Source organism: Sphingobium sp. 15-1 (assembly GCF_013375535.1).
Lineage (GTDB): Bacteria > Pseudomonadota > Alphaproteobacteria > Sphingomonadales > Sphingomonadaceae > Sphingobium > Sphingobium aromaticivastans.
This window is the reverse complement of record NZ_JABXJG010000002.1, coordinates 1,539,333-1,560,927: the sequence shown is the minus strand read 5'-3', so window position 1 is coordinate 1,560,927 and position 21,595 is coordinate 1,539,333. Positions and strand designations below refer to the sequence as shown.

Annotated in this window: 16 protein-coding genes; 7 read left to right on the top strand and 9 right to left on the bottom strand. The window is 60.8% G+C overall.

All coding sequences use genetic code 11. From position 1 onward, the window contains the following. The 3 genes from HUK72_RS23035 to HUK72_RS23025 form a co-directional block, all read right to left on the bottom strand. On the bottom strand, positions 1-1,130 hold a 1,130-nt coding region (locus HUK72_RS23035; protein ID WP_176598831.1), incomplete at its 3' end, for a 2-methylaconitate cis-trans isomerase PrpF family protein. After that, positions 1,127-2,248, bottom strand: coding sequence for a CoA transferase (locus tag HUK72_RS23030; RefSeq protein WP_218036216.1), 1,122 nt, complete (start codon positions 2,246-2,248; stop codon positions 1,127-1,129). The genes HUK72_RS23030 and HUK72_RS23035, both read right to left, overlap by 4 nt. Before the next feature lie 14 nt (positions 2,249-2,262). Then, on the bottom strand, positions 2,263-3,231 hold the full coding sequence (locus HUK72_RS23025; protein WP_218036215.1) for a 2-dehydropantoate 2-reductase: 969 nt from the start codon (positions 3,229-3,231) through the stop codon (positions 2,263-2,265). A 248-nt stretch (positions 3,232-3,479) separates the two neighbouring features. Here HUK72_RS23025 and HUK72_RS23020 point away from each other — a divergent pair, with 248 nt between their 5' ends. The 5 genes from HUK72_RS23020 (at position 3,480) to HUK72_RS23000 (ending at position 8,881) form a co-directional block, all read left to right on the top strand. Beyond that, positions 3,480-4,634, top strand: a complete 1,155-nt coding sequence (locus HUK72_RS23020) for an acyl-CoA dehydrogenase family protein (protein ID WP_176598828.1) — start codon at positions 3,480-3,482, stop codon at positions 4,632-4,634. Positions 4,635-4,643: 9 nt separating this feature from the next. Next, positions 4,644-5,537: an enoyl-CoA hydratase/isomerase family protein gene (locus HUK72_RS23015; protein ID WP_218036214.1), complete on the top strand. Its 894-nt coding sequence runs from the start codon at positions 4,644-4,646 to the stop codon at positions 5,535-5,537. After that, entirely contained in the window at positions 5,534-6,709 is a 1,176-nt protein-coding gene (locus tag HUK72_RS23010) for a CaiB/BaiF CoA-transferase family protein (protein ID WP_176598827.1), read from the top strand. Before HUK72_RS23015 ends, HUK72_RS23010 begins: the two co-directional genes overlap by 4 nt. Next, positions 6,706-7,620, top strand: a complete 915-nt coding sequence (gene prpB, locus HUK72_RS23005) for a methylisocitrate lyase (RefSeq protein WP_176598826.1) — start codon at positions 6,706-6,708, stop codon at positions 7,618-7,620. Before HUK72_RS23010 ends, prpB begins: the two co-directional genes overlap by 4 nt. A 103-nt stretch (positions 7,621-7,723) precedes the next feature. Then, positions 7,724-8,881 carry a CaiB/BaiF CoA-transferase family protein gene (locus HUK72_RS23000; protein ID WP_176598825.1) on the top strand — a complete coding sequence of 386 codons (1,158 nt, stop codon included), beginning with the start codon at positions 7,724-7,726 and terminating at the stop codon, positions 8,879-8,881. Between the two features lie 3 nt (positions 8,882-8,884). On the opposite strand, the gene HUK72_RS22995 is transcribed toward HUK72_RS23000, so the two are convergent. The 4 genes from HUK72_RS22995 to HUK72_RS22980 all read right to left on the bottom strand — a co-directional run bounded on the left by HUK72_RS22995 (position 8,885) and on the right by HUK72_RS22980 (position 15,339). Then, positions 8,885-9,379: a nuclear transport factor 2 family protein gene (locus HUK72_RS22995; RefSeq protein ID WP_176598824.1), complete on the bottom strand. Its 495-nt coding sequence runs from the start codon at positions 9,377-9,379 to the stop codon at positions 8,885-8,887. A gap of 18 nt (positions 9,380-9,397) precedes the next feature. Continuing rightward, positions 9,398-10,870: an aldehyde dehydrogenase gene (locus HUK72_RS22990; protein WP_176598823.1), complete on the bottom strand. Its 1,473-nt coding sequence runs from the start codon at positions 10,868-10,870 to the stop codon at positions 9,398-9,400. Positions 10,871-10,932: 62 nt separating this feature from the next. Further along, positions 10,933-13,137: a TonB-dependent receptor gene (locus HUK72_RS22985; protein WP_176598822.1), complete on the bottom strand. Its 2,205-nt coding sequence runs from the start codon at positions 13,135-13,137 to the stop codon at positions 10,933-10,935. 84 nt (positions 13,138-13,221) lie between these two features. Continuing rightward, on the bottom strand, positions 13,222-15,339 hold the full coding sequence (locus tag HUK72_RS22980) for a PQQ-dependent dehydrogenase, methanol/ethanol family (protein ID WP_176598932.1): 2,118 nt from the start codon (positions 15,337-15,339) through the stop codon (positions 13,222-13,224). Positions 15,340-15,587: 248 nt separating this feature from the next. On the opposite strand from HUK72_RS22980, the gene HUK72_RS22975 reads away from it, so the two are divergent. Then, a protein-coding gene (locus HUK72_RS22975; RefSeq protein ID WP_176598821.1) for an IS3 family transposase occupies positions 15,588-16,738 on the top strand; the annotation gives its coding sequence in 2 pieces (ribosomal slippage) (positions 15,588-15,840 and positions 15,840-16,738; 1,152 coding nt in all). Between the two features lie 267 nt (positions 16,739-17,005). On the opposite strand, the gene HUK72_RS22970 is transcribed toward HUK72_RS22975, so the two are convergent. Beyond that, positions 17,006-19,396, bottom strand: a complete 2,391-nt coding sequence (locus HUK72_RS22970; RefSeq protein ID WP_176598820.1) for a TonB-dependent receptor — start codon at positions 19,394-19,396, stop codon at positions 17,006-17,008. A gap of 158 nt (positions 19,397-19,554) precedes the next feature. Then, positions 19,555-20,805 (bottom strand): cytochrome P450, encoded by a 1,251-nt coding sequence (locus HUK72_RS22965; RefSeq protein WP_176598819.1) that lies wholly within the window; start codon positions 20,803-20,805, stop codon positions 19,555-19,557. A gap of 64 nt (positions 20,806-20,869) precedes the next feature. Between HUK72_RS22965 and HUK72_RS22960 the strand changes: the two genes are divergently transcribed. Continuing rightward, entirely contained in the window at positions 20,870-21,595 is a 726-nt protein-coding gene (locus HUK72_RS22960) for a TetR/AcrR family transcriptional regulator (RefSeq protein WP_218036213.1), read from the top strand.

Genomic DNA, 21,595 nt, shown 5'->3' with positions numbered 1-21,595 from the left:
GACAGCTGTCGAGCCAGCGCCGTTGCGGGCACCAGAACGCTTCCTTCCATCAGTCGGCGCGCCGTGCGAAAGACGCTGACGCTGCGCGCAACTCCATCATCCACGACCGCGTCGACCGGCAATATGCCCGAGGCGTGTGATATCCTTAGCGTTCCCGGCGCAATTGGCCCAGTGACGTCGACAATGACGCTACCGGGCAGACGGGCCGCAACGGCCAGGCACATTGCCCCGGTCAAGGGCGTCGCCTTGTGGGGCTGCCCGGCCGAGATCATCCGCACCTGAACGTCCGCGCCCTCCGGCGGTGGAGAAACGATGGCGACAAGAGGGAGATTGGGCACAAGCCTGCGCGCCTCGTCCTCAGAGCCGGTGACGCCCATGGCCAGGGAGGCAGCGACCCGCAATTCTTCGAAGAGAGCGAGCGCGACAGCGTCTGCATCGATATCGGCCGGTTTCTCATTCCCGTTCAGGCCGACCGCATCAGCCCGGACAAAGACGACCGGATTGGCCGCGTCGACCATCGACACCTCCAGCGCCCGCCCGCCGACAGTCAATATCTCTCGCGCCTGCCCGGTCGGGAGCAGTTTCCCGGTCGCAGAGCCGCCGGGGTCCAGAAAGTCAAGCCGGATGGGAGATCCCGTGCCCGCCACCCCCTGGATCGCGAAATCACCTGAAACCGCCGCGCCGCCATCTTCAATATGAACATGGGCGTGGATGATCTTGCCCGAGGCGACATGATGGATCCGCACCAGCGCCTCGTCGCCGGAAACCTCCACCAGGCCCTGATCAATCGCATAGGGGGCAACCGCAGCCGAGATATTGCCGCAATTGCCGCGATAGCTGACATTGCTGTCCTTCACTGCGACCTGAGCGAAAATATAGTCGACATCGGCATCAGGGTGCGTCGGCGGCCCGATCACCGCGATTTTCGACAGGGAGGAAATGCCGCCGCCCAGACCGTCCAATTGCCTTCCGCCGGGGTCAGGGCTGCCCAGCGCGGCGGCGAAGATCGGACCCCATGATACACGGTCCTCTATACTGCCGGGCAGGTCATCCAGATGGAAAAAGAGCGCGCGGCTCGTCCCACCGCGCATATAGACGGACTTCAGCCCGACCTGCCCGCCCCTGCTCATGCGAGCAGATCATTATCCTGGCCCAGAGCGGGCGCAGGCAGCCTGGGGCGCAGGGCATGGCCATCGACGGTCATGGGATAGCGCGGCGCGCGCACCGTGCCGAGCGGCGTTTCCATTTCCGCATAGACCTGATTGTGCAGAACCTGCGCATCCTCAAGACCCGCATCCGGGCTGTTGACCGGGGCCGCCGGCACTTGCGCATCGCCGAACAGAGGGAGCCACTCCGCGGTCGTCCTTGTCTTGAGCGGCTCGGCAATGATCGAGAAGAAACGATAGGTCCGCTCCCGCCCGTCGGTGATGGCGCGCAGTTCATCCTTCCGCCCTTCGCAGCCGACCACCTGCAATGTGGCACTCAGTTGCTTGCCGGTGACAGGTGACAGGACCATGTGACCATCCTTCGTCGCCACCACCACCTGCGGCGGCGCGTTCCAGTCGCGGCTGTCGTCGGTGAAGGTCCGGTGCTGAAGCATGTCGGGGAAATTATAATAGCTCATCATGTCGAGCATGGAACTCTGGAGGTGCATGCCTTTCCCCGTCCGCTCCCGCCCCGCAAGACCCGCGAGCGCCATCTGGCAGGCGAAGAGGGCGCCGATCTTGTCGGCCAGAAAATGGTTCGTCGCGCGGGGCACGCCGTCCACAGCCTCGAACGCCAGCAGGCCGCTGCGTCCCTGAAGCAACGCGTCATAGACAGGCTCGCTCGACAGCGGACCATCAGGACCATAGCCGGTAATGGACAGGCGGATCAGCCGGGGATTGATCGCGCTGATCACATCATGGCCGAGGCCCAGCTTGGCCGTGACCTGCGGCTTGCTGTTCTCGATGAAGATATCGGCAACGGCAAGCAAGGCCTTGAGCTGCGCGAGCCCCTCCTCCGACTTCAGATCGATCGTGACGGCACGCTTGCCGTTATTGCCGTTGAGCCAATAAATGCTGGTTCCATCGCGCATCGGCCCGACGGCGCGATAGGGATCGCCGGTCGGCATCTCCACCTTCACCACATCGGCGCCCATATCGCTCAGCATCTTCGCGCTGAAGGGGCCTGCGAGATAGGTCGCCATTTCGACGACCTTGATGCCGTCCAGAGGCCGGACGAAAGCCGAACTGTCGGAAGAGGTCACGCCAATATCTCCTGTCATCTATGTTGCGCGGCGCGCAGCGCCATCAGCGAAAGAACCGTGTCCAGCGTCGGCGTGGCCATCCCGGCCATGTCCTTCACTGCCTGAAGGGATTGCTTCAGGATTTCGATCTCCAGCGGCCGCCCCGCCTCGAAATCCTGAAGCATCGACATTTTATGGGCAGGCGCCGAGCGCGTGACCGACAGCCGCTTTTCGATCGGAACCGCGATGTGCAGACCAAGCCGCTCCGCAATGGCATCAGCCTCGCGCATCATGGCTGCGACGGTGTTGAGAGCATCGCCATCCGTTCCGATCGCGCCATTGGTCGCCCCGGTGAGCACCGCCACGGGGTTCCAGCAGAGGCTGTTGACGAACTTGATCCATATGTCGGCGCGAATATTCGGCCGCACCGGCGTTTTGATGCCCGCATCGGTAAGACAGGCCGCCAGCGCCTGCGCGCGATCGGACAGAGTGCCGTCCAGCTCTCCGACCATGCAGGTCGCCACCGGGCCATCCTGATGCACAACACCCGGCGCTTCCAGATGCGCGCCGATCCAGTAGACGATGCCCAGCACCTGATCGACCGGCATGGCCCGGCCCTGGGCACCGTCGGGATCAAGTGGAGAAACGGACGCGACCTTGCCCGTCAAACTGGAAAGCATCGCGGCCGGGATGCCGGTGGTCGGCGGAAGGATCATGGTCTGCGGACCGATCAAAGACGCAAGCTGCCGCAGAGCTGACGGAAGCTGGTGCGCCTTGAGCGTCAGCAGCACCGCATCCTGCGGCCCCAGCGACGCGGGATCATCGGTAACAGCCGGGCGCGCCACGAAGCTGCCCGTCGGCGTCCGCACCTCCAGACCTTGATCCCGCACCGCCGCCAGATTGCTCCCCCGCGCGACCATGCTTACATCGCAATTGCGCGCGCGCGCCAGATGGCCCGCAATATAGCCGCCGATCGCACCCCCGCCGAAAATACAGATCTTCACCGTCATTCTCCTGCTCTCTTCTATAGGCAGCAATCCGCCCGGGGCGCGACCGTCGAAAACGCATGATATGGCAATCATATGGTTTCAGACCGGAAAGCGCTCAGCTCATGATGAGAGGCAATCGGTTTTGATCAATTATATTTCCATATTGGTGATGGGCGAGGCACGCTCCTATGGTCCGCATGATCGTTATCGCATGGCGCTGCCGCCGCGCATGACCAATGCTATCGAGCGAGAGGAGCTTTGATTTGAATCTGGGCGAAGAAAAGGAGTTCTTTCGCGAAACCATTCGTCGGCTGACCCAGGACAAGCTGGCGCCGATGGTGGAAGACTTGGAAAAGACAGACCGCTTCCCCAGCGAGGCGGCCGAGTTGCTCGGCGAGATGGGCCTGTTGCAGCTCTGGATCCCAGAGGAATATGGCGGCCCCGGCGGCGACCTGACAACTGTGTGCATCGCCAAGGAGGAGATTGCCAGAGGCAGCTCGCTGGCCCTCTCGACGCTTTGCGCGAACAACTCGGTCGGCCTCATCCTGCCGTTGCTGCATTTCGGCACGGAAGCCCAGAAGCGGCGCTATCTGACGGAAGCGGCGAAAGGTAAAACGATCGCCGCGGTAGCGATGACCGAGCCGCAGGCCGGATCCGACGTCGCCAGCATGCGGACCACGGCCCGCAAGGACGGTGATAGCTATGTCATCAATGGCCAGAAAAACTGGATCACCTGGGGCGCGGACGCCCATTACACGCTGGTGTTCGCCCGCACCAGCGGCGAGCGCGGCCATGACGGGATCAGCGCCTTTCTGGTGGATACCAAGACGCGCGGCTATCAGGTCGGCCGCAAGGAGGAGAAGCTGGGGCGCCATGGCGCGCCCACTTGCGGCCTGTTCTTCGAGGACATGCGGGTCGATGCCGACTGCATGATCGGGGAAGAGGGCAAGGGGTTCAAGGCCTGCATGCGCATCATGGACCTCAACCGTCCGACGGTCGCCGCCTCGGCGCTGGGGATGGCGCAGTCGGCGCTCGATCTGTCGGTCAACTATGCCCGTGAGCGCGTGCAGTTCGGCAAGCCCATCGCCGACCTGCAAGCCATCCAGTTCAAGCTCGCGAAAATGGCCATGCATGTGGAAGCATCGCGCGCCCTTCTCTATTCCAGCGTCGGCGAGATCGACAGCGGCGACCTGTCCCGCCTGCCCTATCTCGCTTCCACCTGCAAATGCTTCATCTCCGACGTTGCCATGGATGCAGCACTGGAGGCTGTCCAGATTCTCGGTTCCTATGGTTATTCCAAGGAATATCCGGCCGAAAGGCTGATGCGCGATGCCAAGCTCAACCAGATATTGGAGGGTACGAACGAGATCCATCATATCATTGTGGCACGGCGGCTTCTGCACGCCGCAGCGCAGTAAAGGGGCAGAATGATGACCGAAGAAATCGCCCGGCCCGCCGGCACAATCGACTATGAAGCCCGCGACGGGCGCGCCTATATCACGCTCAACAATCCGTCGAAGAAAAATGCGATGACGGACGCGATGTGGGACGCGTTGATGGAGGCCTATGACCGGGCCGAAGCGGATGATGATGTCCGCGTAATCGTTCTCACCGGCGCGGGCACCGATTTTTGCACTGGCCATGACATGGCGGAGGTCGGCAACCAATATGGCCCGACCACGATCGACGCCAAAGGCCGACCGCGCCGCCCGAGCCAGCGTGCCCGGCTGCGCTACGACAAGAAATATGTGGCCCGGTTCGAGCGCATCTTCACCTGCCTGACGCCGACCATCGCGCTGGTTCGTGGCTATTGCCTGGGCGGCGGCCTCTACCTTGCCGAAGCCTGCGACCTGGTGATCGCGTCCGATACCGCGAAAATGGGCCATCCCGAGCAGAAGCTTGGTCTGTCGGGCGCCGCCTATTTCGACGCGTGGGAAATGTTGACGCTCGGCATCCGCAAGGCGCGCGAGCTGCTGTTGATGGCGGATGTCTGGAACGCGCAGGAAGCCTTCGCCGCCGGTCTCATCAACAAGCTGGTATCGGATGACGAACTGACCGCCAAGGGCGAGGAATGGGCCGAGCGTATCGCCCGCCTGCCACGCGACGGCATCACCATCGGCAAGAGCGCGACCCTGCTCGCCATGAACGCGCTCGGGGTCAACACCCAGTTCGCCTATGGGCCGGTCTATCACGCGCTCGCCTCCAACATGCGCTGGGAGGAAGACGAAGTGAATTTCTTCAAACAGAAACGCGACAAGGGCGTCACTGCCGCGAACAAGGAACGCGAAGCACGCTATGTCGTAAAGGATGGCGACGCATGAAGGCGCTCTACGGTATCAAGGTTCTCGACTTCACCCAGATGATGACGGGACCGATGGCGACGATGCTGTTGGCCGACGTCGGCGCCGACGTGGTCAAGGTGGAGCAGCCCTCGGGCGATCCATTCCGCAAGTCGGGTGAAACGGGCATTGAGGGAGACGGCGCCTTCTTCCTGGGCGTCAACCGCAACAAGCGCGGCGTGGTTCTGGACCTCAAGACACCCGAAGGACAGGCAACGGCGCGCAAACTCGCGCTGGAGGCTGATGTTCTGGTCGAGAATTTCCGGCCCGGTTTCACGGAAAAGGCCGGGCTTGGCTATGAGGAGCTCAAGGCGCTTAATCCGCGCCTCATCTATTGTTCCATCACCGGCTTCGGCCGTGAAGGCGCCAACGCCTCGCGGCCGGCGCTGGATCAGGTGATCCAGGCCTATTCGGGTCTCATGCAAGTCACGGGAACAAGGGATTCCGGCCCACTCAAGATCGGTTTCCCCTTCAGCGATCTCGTGACTGCCCTGTTCGGGACGATTGGGATATTGACGGCACTGCAGGCGCGAAACCATACGGGGCTGGGACAGCGTGTCGACCTCTCCATGATGGATGCCTCGCTGTTCAGCCATGTGCCGCGCGACGTCTATTTCTCACTGACGGGCCGCACGCCCGAGCGCTGGGGCAATGAGCATTGGGACATCGTGCCCAATAATGTCTACAGCACCGCCGATGACCAGGACATCATGATCATCACGATCAACGACAAGTTCTGGAAGATCCTTTGCGAGGCGATGGGCGACCCTGGCTTCGCTACCGATCCCAAATATGCAACCAAGGATGCGCGCCTCGCCAACCGCCAGGAACTGGACAACCGGCTGGCAGCGCTTTTCCGCACCCGGACGCTCGCGGAATGGGACCCGATCCTGAAGGAAGCGGGCGCTATCTACGGGCCGGTGCGGACCTGGCCGGAAGTGTTTGCAGATCCGGCGACGCAGCGCGACATGCTGCGCACCCTGACCCACCCCTCGGGCAAGAGCTTCGAGGTCATCAACAACCCGCTGCGCTTCTCCGCCACGCCGACGAGCATCCATTCGCCGCCGCCGGTCCTTGGCCAGCACAATGAACAGCTGTCGCTCGACAGCCTCTGGTCCGCGCAGGACGACCAGAACAAGAAGGAACTGTCATGATCCCGCTGATTGCCGCCAATATCGAGAAGTCCAGCCGCGCCGCGCGCCTGCGCGCGCTGGTGGAGCAGCCCGAAATCGTCCAGATGCCGGGCGCCCATAATGCACAGGCAGCGTTGCAGGCGCAGGCGGCCGGCTTCAAGGCGCTCTATCTATCCGGCGCGGCGATGAGCGCCTCCATGGGTCTGCCGGACCTCGGCATCATTTCGGTCGACGATGTCTGTTTCTTCGTGCGTCAGATCGTCCGGGCGGCCGACCTTCCCGTTCTGGTCGATGGCGATACCGGATATGGCGAGGTGCTCAACGTCATGCAGACCGTCCGCGCCTTCGAGGAGGCCGGCGCTGCGGCGATCCAGCTGGAAGACCAGATCCTACCGAAAAAATGCGGCCACCTCAACGACAAGCGCCTCGCCACCGCCGATGACATGGCGCGCAAGGTGGCTGCGGCCGCCAAGGCCCGCAAGGAAATGCTGATCGTGGCGCGCACCGACGCCGCGGCGAGCGAAGGCGTGGAAGGCGCCATCAAGCGCGCCAACATGTATGTCGATGCCGGTGCGGACGTGATCTTCTCCGAAGCGCTGACCACGCCTGAGATGTTCCATGCCTTCACGTCGGAGGTGAAGGCCCCGCTGCTCGCCAACATGACAGAATTTGGCCGTTCGCCGCTGCTCACCGCAACCGAATTGCAGGCGATCGGCTATAGTATCGTGATCTGGCCGGTATCCTCGCTGCGCGTCGCCAACAAGGCGCAGGAGGAGCTTTACGCGTCGCTGGCGCGGGATGGCAGCGCCAAGTCCATGCTGGACCGGATGCAGACCCGTGAAGAACTGTACCGGACCATTTCCTACCATGATTATGAGTCGCTCGACGCCAATATCGTGCAGAGCATCGCGCCGACCCAGGCCTTCGCCTGAGTCCTTTCGCCCGCACCTTCTTTCGTGGGAAGCGGCCCGCTCGCTCCGGCGGGCGGGCCGTTTTCATTGCGCGGGGCCGCCACCTCATTATCATGCGCTGATCATGGTGAAGAAAGCTATTCTGAGCGACGTTCGTATCCTGGACATGACGACCGTCATGTTCGGTCCCTATTGCACCGAAACATTGGCGAATATGGGCGCCGAGGTGATCAAGCTGGAACCGTCCGGCGGCGACGAGGCGCGGCGCGTGGGGAAACCCCGCCGGACAAGGCGCATGGGGCCGCTCCACCTCACCATGAACCGGGGCAAACGGTCGATCGACTGGGACATCAAGAGCGAGAAGGGCGCGGCCGATCTCCGCGCCCTGATCCCGACCTGCGACATCGTCATCCATAATCTGCGCGAACAGGCGGCGATCCGCGCTGGTCTTAACTATGAGTCCGTGCGTGCGCTTCGCCCCGACATCATCCATGTCCATTGCACGGGCTTCGGCAAGGATGGCCCCTATGCGGGCCGGCCCGCCTATGACGACATCATCCAGGCGCTTTCCGGTACGGCATCGCTCCACCCGATGGTAACGGGCCAAGGCCCTCCCCGCTTCCTGCCCACAGCCCTTGCGGACAAGGTGTCCGGCCTGCACGCGGCCTATGCCGTGCTCGCGGCGCTTTATCACCGCGAACATAGCGGTGAAGGCCAGACGATCGAAGTCCCGATGTTCGAGACGGTCACGCATTTCCTGCTTCAGGAACATATGTACGGCCGCGTCTTTGATCCCCCCAATGCACCTGCCGGCTATCCACGCCAGCTCGATCCCGATCGCCAGCCCATGGCGACCCGCGACGGGCATATCGTGATCGCGCCCTACACGGATGAACGCTGGCTGCGTCTGTTCACCCTGTTGGGCCGGGCCGACCTATTCGAGCAAGAGGCTCTCTCCACGCCGCTTCTGCGGCTGCAGAATGTCGCGCTGATGCAGCGGGCGCTGGAAGCGATACTTGTCGAAAAGGACAGCGCCGAATGGCTCAACCTGATGCAGCGGCACGATATTCCCGCATGCCGGGTCAATGGGCTTGATGACCTGTTCGACGATCCTCACCTGCGAGCGGTGGGCTTTTTTGAAAAGCTCACTCATCCGACCGAAGGCGAATATGTCGGCATGCGGGCGCCGGTGCGCTTCGGCGCGGGCGCCGAGAGAAAACTCATCGACGCCCGCGCGATCGGGGAAGACAGCGATGCCGTGCGAAAGGAGCTGGACCGCTAGGATTCAAGCATAGGCGGCATTGAGCAACGCCGTGTCATAATATTCCTCGAAGCTCTTGACCTTTCCATCCTCGAACTTGAAGATCTGCACATATCGCCCCTGATATTTGAGCGGCTTCCCGCCCCATATTTCACTGGTCTGCACGTCTATATCGCTGCTCGACTTGGTGATGATCAGATTGGGGTCCTCCCCGACCATCACGTCGTCGATGATCCAGTTGAACTTTCCCTTCATCCCGTCATGAATCGGATCCCAGAAAGTGCGAATTTCGTCCCAGCCAGTGCGAACCGCCGATTTGCAAACCGCTACCCCATCGGTCACGAACGGCGTGATCACCTGCGGCTCGTCATCTACCCAGAGCCCATAAAAGCCCGCCTTGTCGATCAGATAGGATGCGAAGAAAGCCTCGATCACCTTCAGATTGGCCAGTGCCGTCGGATTGCGGGCGCTGATCTCCGCAGTGATCGTCACTTTCTGCCCTTCCGCCACAGTCGTCATCGTCGTTTCCTCTTTCTCTCACGCATCCATGATGATGGTCTTGGCTTCCAGATAGGCGCGCAGGCCGTCAACGCCGCCTTCCCGGCCGATGCCGGATTGCTTGAAGCCGCCGAAGCCTATCGCCATGTCGCTTCGCCACGCATTATGCCCAACCGTCCCGGACCGCAGCCGTCGCGCCACGGCATAACCACGCGGCGCATCGTTGGTGAAGACGGAATTATTGAGGCCAAACACCGTTTCATTGGCAATCGCAATGGCCTGTTCGTCGCTATCGGCGGAGATCACCGTCACGACGGGGCCGAAAACCTCCTCCCGCGCGATCATGTCGTGATTGTCGACATGGGCGAACAGTGTCGGCTCGAAGAAAAAGCCTCGATTGAGATGCGCCGGACGACGCCCGCCGGACACGAGGACATTGCCGTCGCGGATCGCTTCCTGCACCATGGCCTCGACCTTATCCCGCTGCCGCGCCATGGCGAGCGGACCCATTCCGACCCCGGGGTCGAAGGGATCGCCGACTGTGACGGCATCGAATTGCGCCTTGAGCGCCTCAACAAAGCGGTCATGCCTGTTGCGCGGGACGATGTAGCGTGTCAATGAGGAGCAGATTTGACCAGTCATGGCGCAGGCCGATCCGGCAAGAGATTGAGCGGCCAATTCCACATCATAATCGTCGAGGATCACCGCAGCCGACTTGCCGCCCAGTTCCAGCGTGCAGCGGGCAATGCGCTCTCCGCAGATGGAGGCGATCCTCTTGCCGACCGCACTCGACCCGGTAAAGCCGATCTTGTCGACATCGGGATGGCGCACCAGCCGCTCTGACGCATCGCGATCCGCCGTCAGGACGTTGAGCACCCCTGGGGGAAGGCCGATCTCTTCGGCGATCTCCGCCAGCAACAATCCGGTGCCGGGGGCCTCTGGCGAGAGTTTCAGAACGATAGTGCAGCCAGCCAGAAGTGCCGGGGCGACCTTATAGGCCATGATGTTGACCGGCGCATTCCAGGGAATGATTGCTCCAACCACGCCAACCGGTTCATAGCTGATGAAGGCGTGATCTCCACCCCCCGGAGGCGCGTCGAACCGCTCCTCGAAGGCGAAGCTTTCCGCCAGCCCCGCATAATAGCGATAGACGCCGCCGATCGTGCCACCGAATGCCGCAGCGATGGAATGCAAGATCCCCATCTCATTGGGCCAGATGGTCGCGATGTCGTCAACCCGGGCATCCAGACGATCGGCGATCGCCAGCAGATAGGGCGCGCGCTCGGCCGGTGTCATGCGCGGCCACGGCCCGGCGTCGAAGGCGCGCCGGGCCGCGTCAACCGCGCGATCGATATCCGCCGTTCCAGCCTCGGCCACGGTCAGGAAAATCTCCTCCGTCGCTGGCGATCGAACGGTGAGGGTGCCGCCTTCCTGCGGCGCCACCCATTGGCCGTCGATGAACAGCTTATCCGGCGCCTTGAGAATGCCCCGCGCGTTGGCCGGTCCTACCATGCTTGTCTTTCTCCATTAAAAGGCACAGGCCTGCCCAAAAAGCAGGCCTGCACCGCCACACCTTAGAAATTGACCGCTAACGTGGCGCCATAGGTCGCGGGCGCCTCCAGATTGCCGTAGATCGGATAACCCCACAGCGCGATGCCCAGCGTCTTGTTGCCCGCGATCGTCTCGTCCGTCAGGTTCTTGCCCCAGAATGTCAGCGACCAATCATCGCCGGAGCTGTATTTGACAGACGCATTCAGCTTGGTCACGCCCTTTTGGCTGAGAACCTTGTCATTGAATTCGCTGAAATAAATGCGCGACTGGTAGGAAGCGTCACCTGACAGCGTCAGGCTGGAATCCCCGCCAACCGGAATGACATAGCTGCCGCCCAGCGTGACTGCGTGCTTGGGGGCGCCGGGCAGCATCTTGCCGCTCAGATCCTCTGCGGGCGCAGTGGGGACGAGCGGGTTGATCGAGGTGAAATCCTTGAACGTCGCGTCAAGATAGGTGTAATTGGCATTGAGCGTCAGCCCCTCGGCCGGGCGCGCGTTGATCGCAATTTCAAAACCCTTGTTGGTCGCCGACGCCGCGTTCGTCGTCAGTGTCGCCAGGCCCAAAATCTTGTTCACCTGCAGGTCTTTATAATCATATCTGAAGGCGGCCGCCGAAATATCGACGGCATTGTCCAGCAACCGCGCCTTGGCGCCGATTTCATAGGCCCAGATCTTTTCCGGGTTAATCGCCGGGTTGACCTGGCCCACATTGAAGGTGCCGCTCTTGAACCCATTGGTCGCCGAAGCATAGACCAGGACGCCGGGCGCGACATCATATTCCAACCCGAATTTCGGATTGAAAGCGTTCCAGGTCCGCCTGTCATCCAGCGGCGTGACCGTCACGAAGCTGAAGGTGCCGGACGATTTTCGTGTCTCCGAACTATACCGTCCTGCCACCGTCAGTCTCAGGGAATCGAGCAGCGAGTAAGTGCCCTGGATATAAGCAGAATAAGCGTCGATCTTCAGCGCGCCTTGCTGAATATAGTTGACATTACCCAGCTGGATGAACGGCACCAGGACATAGTTGCGCAGCTTCTCATGATAATAGGAAAGCCCGCCCGTTACCTGGAGCCGGTCGGCATCCCAGTTGAACACCAGTTCCTGACTGACTTGGTTCGACCATTCATTGTAGAAGGTGCTGCCAAGCCCGGCCGTCGTTCCGTCGGAACTGGCGTCATTGTGACGCTCGAACTTCCGCCAGCCGGTGATGGAGGTCATGCTGAGGCTGTCGGTCAGCGACACCGTGCCATTCAGAGTGACAGCATAGCCTTCGCGCCGGTTGGTATTGCCACGCAGCGCCGTGGCGGCATCCTGCTGTCCTGCAATCTGCGTGCCGCCGAAGTCGACGACGCCGGAGAGCTGGTAGCCGGGATAGGCGCCGAAATTGGTGGCATAATTGTTATTGTCTGCTTCATGATTATATTCACCGATCAGGCGGATATCGACGTCCTTGGACGGATTGTACCGCAACGTCGCGCGCACCGCCTGCGTATGGGCATCATTGACCGGATGATCGGTGCCGAAATCATAGCCATAGCCGTTGCGGTCCAGCAGCTTGAACGCGACACGCGCGTTAAGATCGCCGCCCGTACCCTGAAGCGGCAGGTTAAGCGCCCCTTCCGCCTGATGCAGCGAATAATTGCCAAGGCCGACATTGACATAGCCGCCCGCCTCGCTCTCGGGATTGTTGGTGATCAGGTTGATTGCACCGCCGGTCGCGTTCCGGCCGTAGAGCGCGCCCTGCGGACCGCGGAGCACCTCGATGCGGCCGATATCGAAGAAGGACGAAAGCTGGGCAGCCGGACGGCCGACATAGACTCCATCGGCATAGAAGGCGACACTGGAATCCGCGCCCGACGCGAAGGAGGAAAGCCCGATACCGCGGATGAATACGCGGTTGACGCCCTGCTGCTGGCCGCTGCGAATGCCTGGCGACACGAATTGCAGATCGACCAGGCCCGTCACCTGCTTCTGTTCGATTAGCTTGTCGTCCAGCGCGGTGAGCGACAGCGGAGTCTTGAGAGCCGTTTGTTCGCGGCGCTGGGCTGTCACGATAATGTCGCCGGCCTGCGGTCCTCCGGCGGCATTGGGCTGATTGTCACCGGCGACCGCCTGCTCTGCCGACGGGGTTGCAACGGGCGGCGCCGTATCCTGCACCGACGGCGCGGACTGCGCCAAAGCGAGGTGCGGCATGGCCGTTGCCAGCGCCAGACCTGCGACTCCTAGCATAAGACGGGCTTTGCTAGGCTGAAAAACATGAGACATTCTCTAATCCTCCCATTCACTTGGCACGCTCCTAAGCGGCCGATTTCTCTATTTTGCTGATTCCTGCCCATGCAGAAGGCGGGCCTTCGATGCCAGATAGGCGCGAACATCGGTCGCATCCTGCCGGGTCAGCGTCTTTGAAAAGGTCACCATCCCGCGATCCTGCAACAAACCTTCCAGCAGAACCGCGTTCCAGCTTGCATCGTCCGCCAGCGCAGGCGAACGACGAAGGTCCGGCAAGACACCGCCTGAAACCCCGCCAGGGCCGTGACACCATCCGCACGTCGTTTCATATATGCGCTCGCCACGTCCGACCTCAGCAGCCGTAAAGCTTTCCGCAGGAATGACCGCTGGGCTTAATGCTGGCGCTTGATAGGCGTTCAGGCTGTCCTTCCCTCCCAGCCTGAACGCCAACACCCGGCCATTCGGCTTGGGGCGTTTGTCGATGGTGAAGGGTGATGTCAGCCCGTAACCGCCGCCTGCGCCGGAGACGACAAGAATATATTGCTGCCCCTTGACCGCATAGCTCATGGGACTGCCGACCACCTGGGTCTCAGCCTGAAATTTCCAGAGGCGCTTGCCCGATTGCGCATCGAAGGCCTCAAAGGCGCCGGTTGGATTACCTTCGAACACCAGTCCGCCGGCAGTCGCCAGCACACCCGCTGCGGCAGGCCCGGGCTGTTCCGCTCGCCAGACCTCTTTCTGCCGGACGGGATCCCAGGCAATCAGCGCGCCCTTGAGCGACGCCCCGATCGTTTTTCGCGCAGCTTCACTGTCGGGAAGCGCATTTTTCTCGGAATAGGTTCCGAGGTTGAAAGTCTGCGACCGATATCGATATCCACTGTCCTGCTGATAATAAAAGGGAACGTCTTGAACAGGAAGATAAACAAGCCCGGTCTTGGGACTGAAGGCCATCGGATACCAGTTATGAGCGCCATAGGCCGAAGGGGACATCAGAAACGGCGCCTTCTCATAGCGGGCGCCGGGAACCTCGCGCGGCCGTCCTGTTGCCGGATCGACGCCATTCGCCCAGTTGACTCGAGAGAAGGGCCTGGCCGAGATCAATTTCCCGTCGGTGCGGTCCAACACATAGAAAAAGCCGTTCTTGGGCGCCTGCATCAGCACCTTGCGCGGGCGGCCATCGATCGTCAGCGTAGCAAGAATAATCGGCTGCGTTGCCGTGAAATCCCATGTTTCCGCAGGCGTCTCCTGAGAATGCCAGAGATATTTCCCGCTATCCGGGTCTAGCGCGACGATGGAGGAAAGGAACAGATTGTCCCCCTTCCCGCCCGACCTGATCTTGTGGTTCCATGGAGTGCCGTTGCCGACGCCGATATAGAGTTGGTCAAGCTCGGTATCATAAACGATGGCGTCCCAGACCGTACCGCCACCGCCCGTATTCTTCCACTCGCCGTCAAACCAAGTGCCACTGGCGAGCTTACGAAGGGCTTCATCCGAAGCGGCTCCATCAGCTTTGCCCTGAGCATTAGGGACGGTGTAGAAACGCCAGACCGGCTTTCCCGTCTGCGCATCATAGGCCGAAACATAGCCCCGCACGCCCAGTTCCGCGCCGGCATTGCCGATGATCACCTTGCCCTTCACGATGCGCGGCGCGCCGGTGATCGAGTAGGGCCGTCCCTGATCCACCGTGTTCACCGACCAGAGCTGCCTTCCATCCGAAGCGGACAGGGCGATCAGGCGGCCGTCGAAGGTCCCGACATAGATTTTCCCGTCATAATAGGCAGCACCCCGATTGACGACGTCGCAGCAGCCTCGCACCGCCGTATCGCCCGGCACTTTGGGATCGAATTGCCACAGCTTGCGTCCGCTCGCCCCGTCGATCGCAACGACCTTCGACCAGGCCGTCGTCAGATAAATCCGCCCGTCGAGCACCAACGGCGTTGTTTCCTGACCGCGGTTGGTATCGAGCTCAAGCGACCAGCCCAATCCCAGATCGCTGACATTGTCCGCACCGATCTGGTCCAGGGCGCTGAAACGCTGCTCGGCGTAGGTCCCGCCGTGCATCAGCCAGTCTTGCGGCCGTGAACCCGCATTCAATAATTGGGCCGTTGGCGCTTCGGCTTCAGCCGCTTGGCTGCGCTGCTGCCCGCGCCCGCCCTGGCACGCACCCACAAAGAAGATCACGCCCAGGAACAAAGAGGGCATGTCCAGCCACAAAGCCCCAATCGGCCGACTGTTGACATGCAGCTTCCCGAACAACACCCACTCCTGATCACGCTCTTGCCGTCTCTTAGGTCATCATCGTCAGGAGTTGAGCCGTTTGGAAGTATTGCTTATCAATGGATCTATATATAATCCGTCTGGTTTGGATCCGGCCGGGTTCGCGTCCTGACGTGCTCCCCTGAAATGTGACCGATTTTGAGTAGAGTTCGACGCGAAGGAGTCGGACGAAGATGAAGCGCAGCAGGTTCAGCGAAGAGCAGATCATCGCGATCTTGAAGGAGCAGGAGGCTGGGATGGCGACAGCGGATGTGTGCCGCCGCCACGGGATCAGCTCGGCGACGTTCTACAAGTGGAAGTCGAAATATGGCGGTCTGGAGGTGTCCGAGGCCCGGCGCCTGCGCACGCTCGAGGAAGAGAACAGCCGGCTGAAGAAGCTGCTGGCCGAAGCCATGCTCGACAACGTGGTGCTGAAGGATCTGGCATCAAAAAAATGGTGACGCCCGGCGCCAAGCGGGATGCCGTCGCCCATGCCCGTGAGCATCACGGCTTGAGCGAGCGTCGGGCGTGCAACCTGGTCGGCGTGAGCCGGCGGGTGATCCGGTATCGATCGTCGCGGCCAGACGATGGTCCGCTGCGGCAGCGCCTGCGCGAGTTGGCCGCTGAACGTCGCCGGTTCGGCTACCGGCGTCTTGGCTATCTGCTGGCTCGCGAGGGCATGACGCCCAACCATAAGAAGCTGCTGCGGGTCTATCGCGAGGAGAACCTGCGGGTCCGCCGCCGTGGTGGCCGCAAGCGTGCCCTGGGCACGCGAGCACCGATGGTGCTGCCGGACGGCCCGAACCAGCGCTGGTCGCTGGACTTCGTCTCCGACACCCTGACGTGCAGCCGGCGGTTCCGCATCCTGTGCGTGGTCGATGATTACACGCGGGAATGCCTGGCGCTGGTGGCTGACACGTCGCTCTCGGGCGTGCGGGTCGCGCGGGAGCTGACGCGGCTGATCGGGATACGCGGCAAGCCGCATACGGTAGTCAGCGACAACGGCACCGAACTGACCTCGTCGGCTATCCTGCGCTGGTCGCAGGAGCGGCGGGTCGAGTGGCATTACATCGCACCCGGCAAGCCGATGCAGAACGGCTTCGTCGAGAGCTTCAACGGGCGTCTGCGCGACGAATGCCTCAACGAGACGCTGTTCACGTCGCTGCCGCATGCCCGCTTCGTGCTCGATGCCTGGCGGTACGACTACAACCACGTCAGGCCACACTCGAAACTGGGCGGGAGAACCCCCGCCGAGAAAGCCGGCCAACCTGTCCGGGGGCATGCCCCCGGACAGGTTGCCATCACCTCAACCAATCATCATGAAGGAGCCGGACTCTACCTCTGAATGGTAACAATCAGGGGAGCACGTCAGTCCCTTTTCAGATTGGCTGAGAGACTTTTGGAAATGCGCGAAAGATCGCATTTCGATGCCGCACGAGCCTTCTCCCTTACACGACCACCCAACGGCAGTATCATATTGGTGGCCGGATGGGGGAGAAGGCTGGTGCCGCATGCGCTAAAAAGGCGCATTTCCAAACACCTCTCTGACAAAGAATGTGCTGCCACCTTGCGATGACAGCACATCCAGCGACCCTCCACTGCCCGTCGAGGATTATCTGAAACCGAACTTCAGGGTTACGCCATAGGTAGCCGGCCGGGCGGCGTAGCGAACGACCACATCCTGGGTGACGAACTGATTGCTCCAATAATATTCATTGAAGACATTGCGCCCCCAGACCGACAGGCTCCACCTGTCATCCAGCGCCTTGATGCCGGCACGCATGTCTACAGTCTTGAATGAGCCGATGACGGAAGAAGGCGCGACGCCCAGCGTGGAGCTCGTCTTGCTGTTGTACAGCATATTTGCTCCCATAAAGGCACCAAGACTGTCGTTCAGATTCCACTCATAATTGATGTCACCCACCACATGCCATTTCGGCGAGAAGGGCAGCGCCGATCCGCTGAAGTCGCCTGACACGCGCTCATTATTGATACCGGAGAAATTCAGAACCTTTGAGTCGACATAGGTGACGGCGCCACGCAAGATCAGGCCGGAAACCGGACGTGCCGTGATTTCCACCTCTGCGCCGTTGATCCTCGACTTCGGCACATTCACCAGCTTCTCCAGCTGGTTGAACACAGGGTCGATCACCAGACCGCGGATCTGCTTGTCCTTATAGATATAATGGAAGGCAGCCAGATTGAACTGAAGCGCGCGGTCCATCGCCGAAATCTTCGCGCCGACTTCATAGGCCGTCACCGATTCCTGCGTGACGGGCGAGAGCTGCGCAGTCGTGGACGCCGGCAGTGTCGGGAAGCTGCCCGATTTATAGCCCCGCGATGCCAGAGCATAGAGAAGAATGTCCCGATTTGGCTTATAGTTGACGCCCAGACGCCAGGAGAAATTATCTTCTTTCAGACTGTCGGTATAGGGCGTGCGTGTGTTTTCGAAGGTTGTCGCATCCATGCTGAGGCAGGATGTCGGGCCAAGCGGAGCGCCTGGCGTACCTGAGATCGCATCCGAGAGTATCTTGAATGTGGTCTGCATGCCAATGTCACCGGTCATGCAGGATGTGTAGTCATTCTTGCTCTTCGCATAGCGAGCGCCCGCCAACAGGGTAAGCTCCCGCGTCACCTCCGCCTCGACATTACCGAAGATCGCCCAGTCCTTGATATCCTGGGTGATCGTCGTCGTGGAAGCCGCAATCCATGGCCCACCAGGAAGAATGGCCGTATTGGTTGAGTCGCCAGTTAGAATGTCGTTGGCGCTACGCACCTTGTTCTTCGCATAGTTGCCGCCGAGCAACCAGTTGATGCCATGCATATCGCCGGAAAGCCGCAGTTCCTGACTGAAACTCTTGACCCGCCCGTCGGCATTGACGCCGGCATTCTTCAGTGAAGTACCATCGCGGTCGACCGAGTAATTCTCATTATAACGCGAGAAGGCCGTGATGGACGTGAGCGTTATATCATCCGTCAGTTCATAATCGCCGCGTAGCGACAGTTGATAGAAGCCATCGTCCCGCGTCAGGTCCCGATCGGAATCCCAGTCTGCGGCCCGGGCGTTCTCGGGCGCAGGGCTGAGAGTGCGGAACACGGCGATCCGACGCAGCGTCTCGGTCAGATCCGCAGCGCCAGCTGCTGCCGCGAACGGCGCTGTTGTCTCGTTCAGCTGGAGGAAAAGGCCCTGAAGCTGGCCCGCCTGCGTGTCGGACTTGTCCCGCCAGCCATTGGCGCTGAACAAGAGAGTCAGGCGCTCGCTGGGCTTCCATTCCGCCTGGAAACGCCCGCGCAACTGGTCCTGTCGCCCGAGGCTGGCATCGCGGTTATAATTATATTGCCACGGGCCAGAAATGGTCGCAGCTCCCGCCAGACGCACGGACAGCGTATCGCTGATCGGACCACTAATGAAGGCTTCACCATCGAAGGTATCGAAACGACCATAAGATGCCCTTATACCGGCCTCAAGAGACTTGGTCGGCTTGGCCGCGATATAGTTGATCGCCCCACCGGTCGAGTTCTGGCCGAAGAGAATACCTTGAGGCCCTTTCAGGACCTCAACACGCTCCAGGTCTAGAGACACGCCCTGCGTGAATGCGCCATAGGCCAGTGGAACCTGATCCACATAGACGCTCACAGCGGGGCTGGCCCCCAGCGTGTAATCATTGAACCCTACGCCGCGGAGCGTGTAGAGCGGGGTCCCGTCCTGACTCTTGGTGAATGTGAAGCCGGGCGTGATCTTTGCCAGATCGCCCGCGCTACCCACACCCGCCGACGCCAATTGATCGGCAGAGGCCGCCGTGATCGACAAACCGACATCGTTCAAATTCTGCGCACGCTTCTGCGCAGTAACGATGATGTCTGCAACACCGCCGGAGGGAGTTTCTTCAGACGCTTGCGCAGGTGGCGCGGTTTGTTCCTGCGCAAAGGCTGAAGCAACATGGGTGATCGCAATCACAGAGGCTGCAGTCGCAAGAAGTCTCGACGAGAATTTCGTCATCATATTCCCCTCCAGAACGTGCGGCTTTACTCGATGGAAGCCGCATTTTTACTGTGCATCCTGTGATAGACCATATGGAGGATGATAACAGGGCGCACCGTGCCAGTTCGGGGCGAAACGCGCCATGGTTGAGCGATTGGCATCCCATGTGCCACACTACCTCATGAAGAGGCCCCATTTCCTGCGGTCGGCCAAACCAATTCCAGCGTCTCCAACCCGCAAGTTACGCCAAGCAGATTGAACGGTTTTGCCCCTGGTTTCAGTGAGAAGTCCGGGATTCGCCTCAACCACTCCCGCAGGAATATGCCAATCTCACGACGCGCCAGTGTCGCGCCCGGGCAACTGTGCGGCCCAGCCCCAAAGGCAAGGTGCCGCGCCGGCCGCTCTCGATCGAACCGGACTTCCAGCGGATTGTCGACGCGGCGATCATCCAGGCCGCAGAGCATGTTGATGGGCAATATCGTGTCATTTTTCCGGAAGGTCACGCCTTTATATTCGAAATCTTCCTGGATCACGCGCGCCGCCTGGACGATCCCGAACCGACGAAAAAGCTCCTCCATCGCGTCGCGAACAAAGCGATCGTCATCCAGCCGTTCGATCAATGTCGCACGGTGCTCCGGATGCGTAGCGAGAAACAGCGTGATGTACGACAGCATGGCTGCGATCGTATCGAGTCCCCCGAACAGGATCAGGGTCATGTAGGAGATCGCGTCCATTTCGCTGATCATCTCGTCGCCGACTGATGCATTGACGACGATCGAGGCAAGGTCATTGCCCGGATTGGCACGGCGGGCGCGCACGATGTCGGTCACATACACGAAAATCGCCTGCTGCGCTTCCTGGCGAGCTTCCAGCGTGCCACCCTTGATGAACTTTTCCACGAGCGGAAGAAGCCGGTGCCGCTCTTCCCGAGGAAGATCGACCAGGTCGAGGAAGATGTTCATGGGCATGATGTTGGCAAAATCCGCCACGAAATCACATTCGCCCTGGCCGATCAGCTCATCGATCAGATCATCGACCAGCTGACGCACGCGTGGCTCCATGTCGTCCACGATTTTGGGAAAAAGAGCGCGACTCAAAGGCTTTCGCAACTCCGTGTGGAGTGGTGGGTCCGTCTCCAGAGGCAATGAGCGTGGCGCATTGTCATCGCGTGGCAGAAAGACCCGCTTGCTGGAAAAGCGCGCGGGATCACGCAACATCATTTCCACATCCTCGGCCCGGGTCGCAACCCAATGTCCGCCATTGTGCGGCGTCCAGAAAATGTCTGGGCTCGCCAGCTGGACGGTGTGAAAAGCAGCTTGAGCATCCCAAGCACCGCCGGGAACACTATACATGTTGAAATCAATCACTAGCGACGGCGGCACATGATCGGGCCGAACCGCCAGCGAGACACGTTCACCAGCTTCCTGCATCCACTCTCTCCAGAAATTATGCCGCTGGATTAGATATTATTGAACTTACCTTCAATAACATGGTATGAGCGAAACGGGCCATGTCCAGGCAGATCATGACAAAACGATGCTGCGCCGCTTTTGGCAATTGCATCGCCATTTGAGCACCATATGGATTTTTGAGATGAACGCGGAAAATCAGCGCTCGCGAAAGGAAAGGGCGCCCCGCCTCTCACCAGGCGCGCGTCAGGCACAGTTGCGGGCTATAACGCTGGAGCTCCTGGCCGAACACGGCCTTGGTCATACCAACCACACGATGATCGCGAAGCGTGCGGGCGTGTCATTGCCCACCATGATGCATTATTATGCAGATCATGACGATCTTGTGCGGGATGTTCTCAACGAAGTCGCGAATTTCCTTCTGCACGGAATTGCCACGCGAGCCGCCGCAGAACAGGTTGATCCGCTTGCCGCGTTGGAGGAAATGCTCGTCTCGCTGGCGCGTTCGATCGACACGCATCAAGATGTTGTGCGCACGTGGCTCGACTGGAGCACGGCCACGCGTCACCCCACATGGCCCCGCTATATCGCCTTTCGCGAGGCTGCCTGCGCCGTGGTCGGAAAAAAGCTGAAAGAAGGAAAGGCTGACGGCACCATCAGCAAAGATTTGGTGGTCGAGGAGGCCGCAGAAGTGGTCGTCGGCCTCGCGCACATGATTGCGCAGATGCGTTTCACCGGGTCCACGGTTGCGCAGACCCGGCTTGCAATACAACATCTGCTCACCGGCTATCTGGGAGGAAAGCCGCGCTAA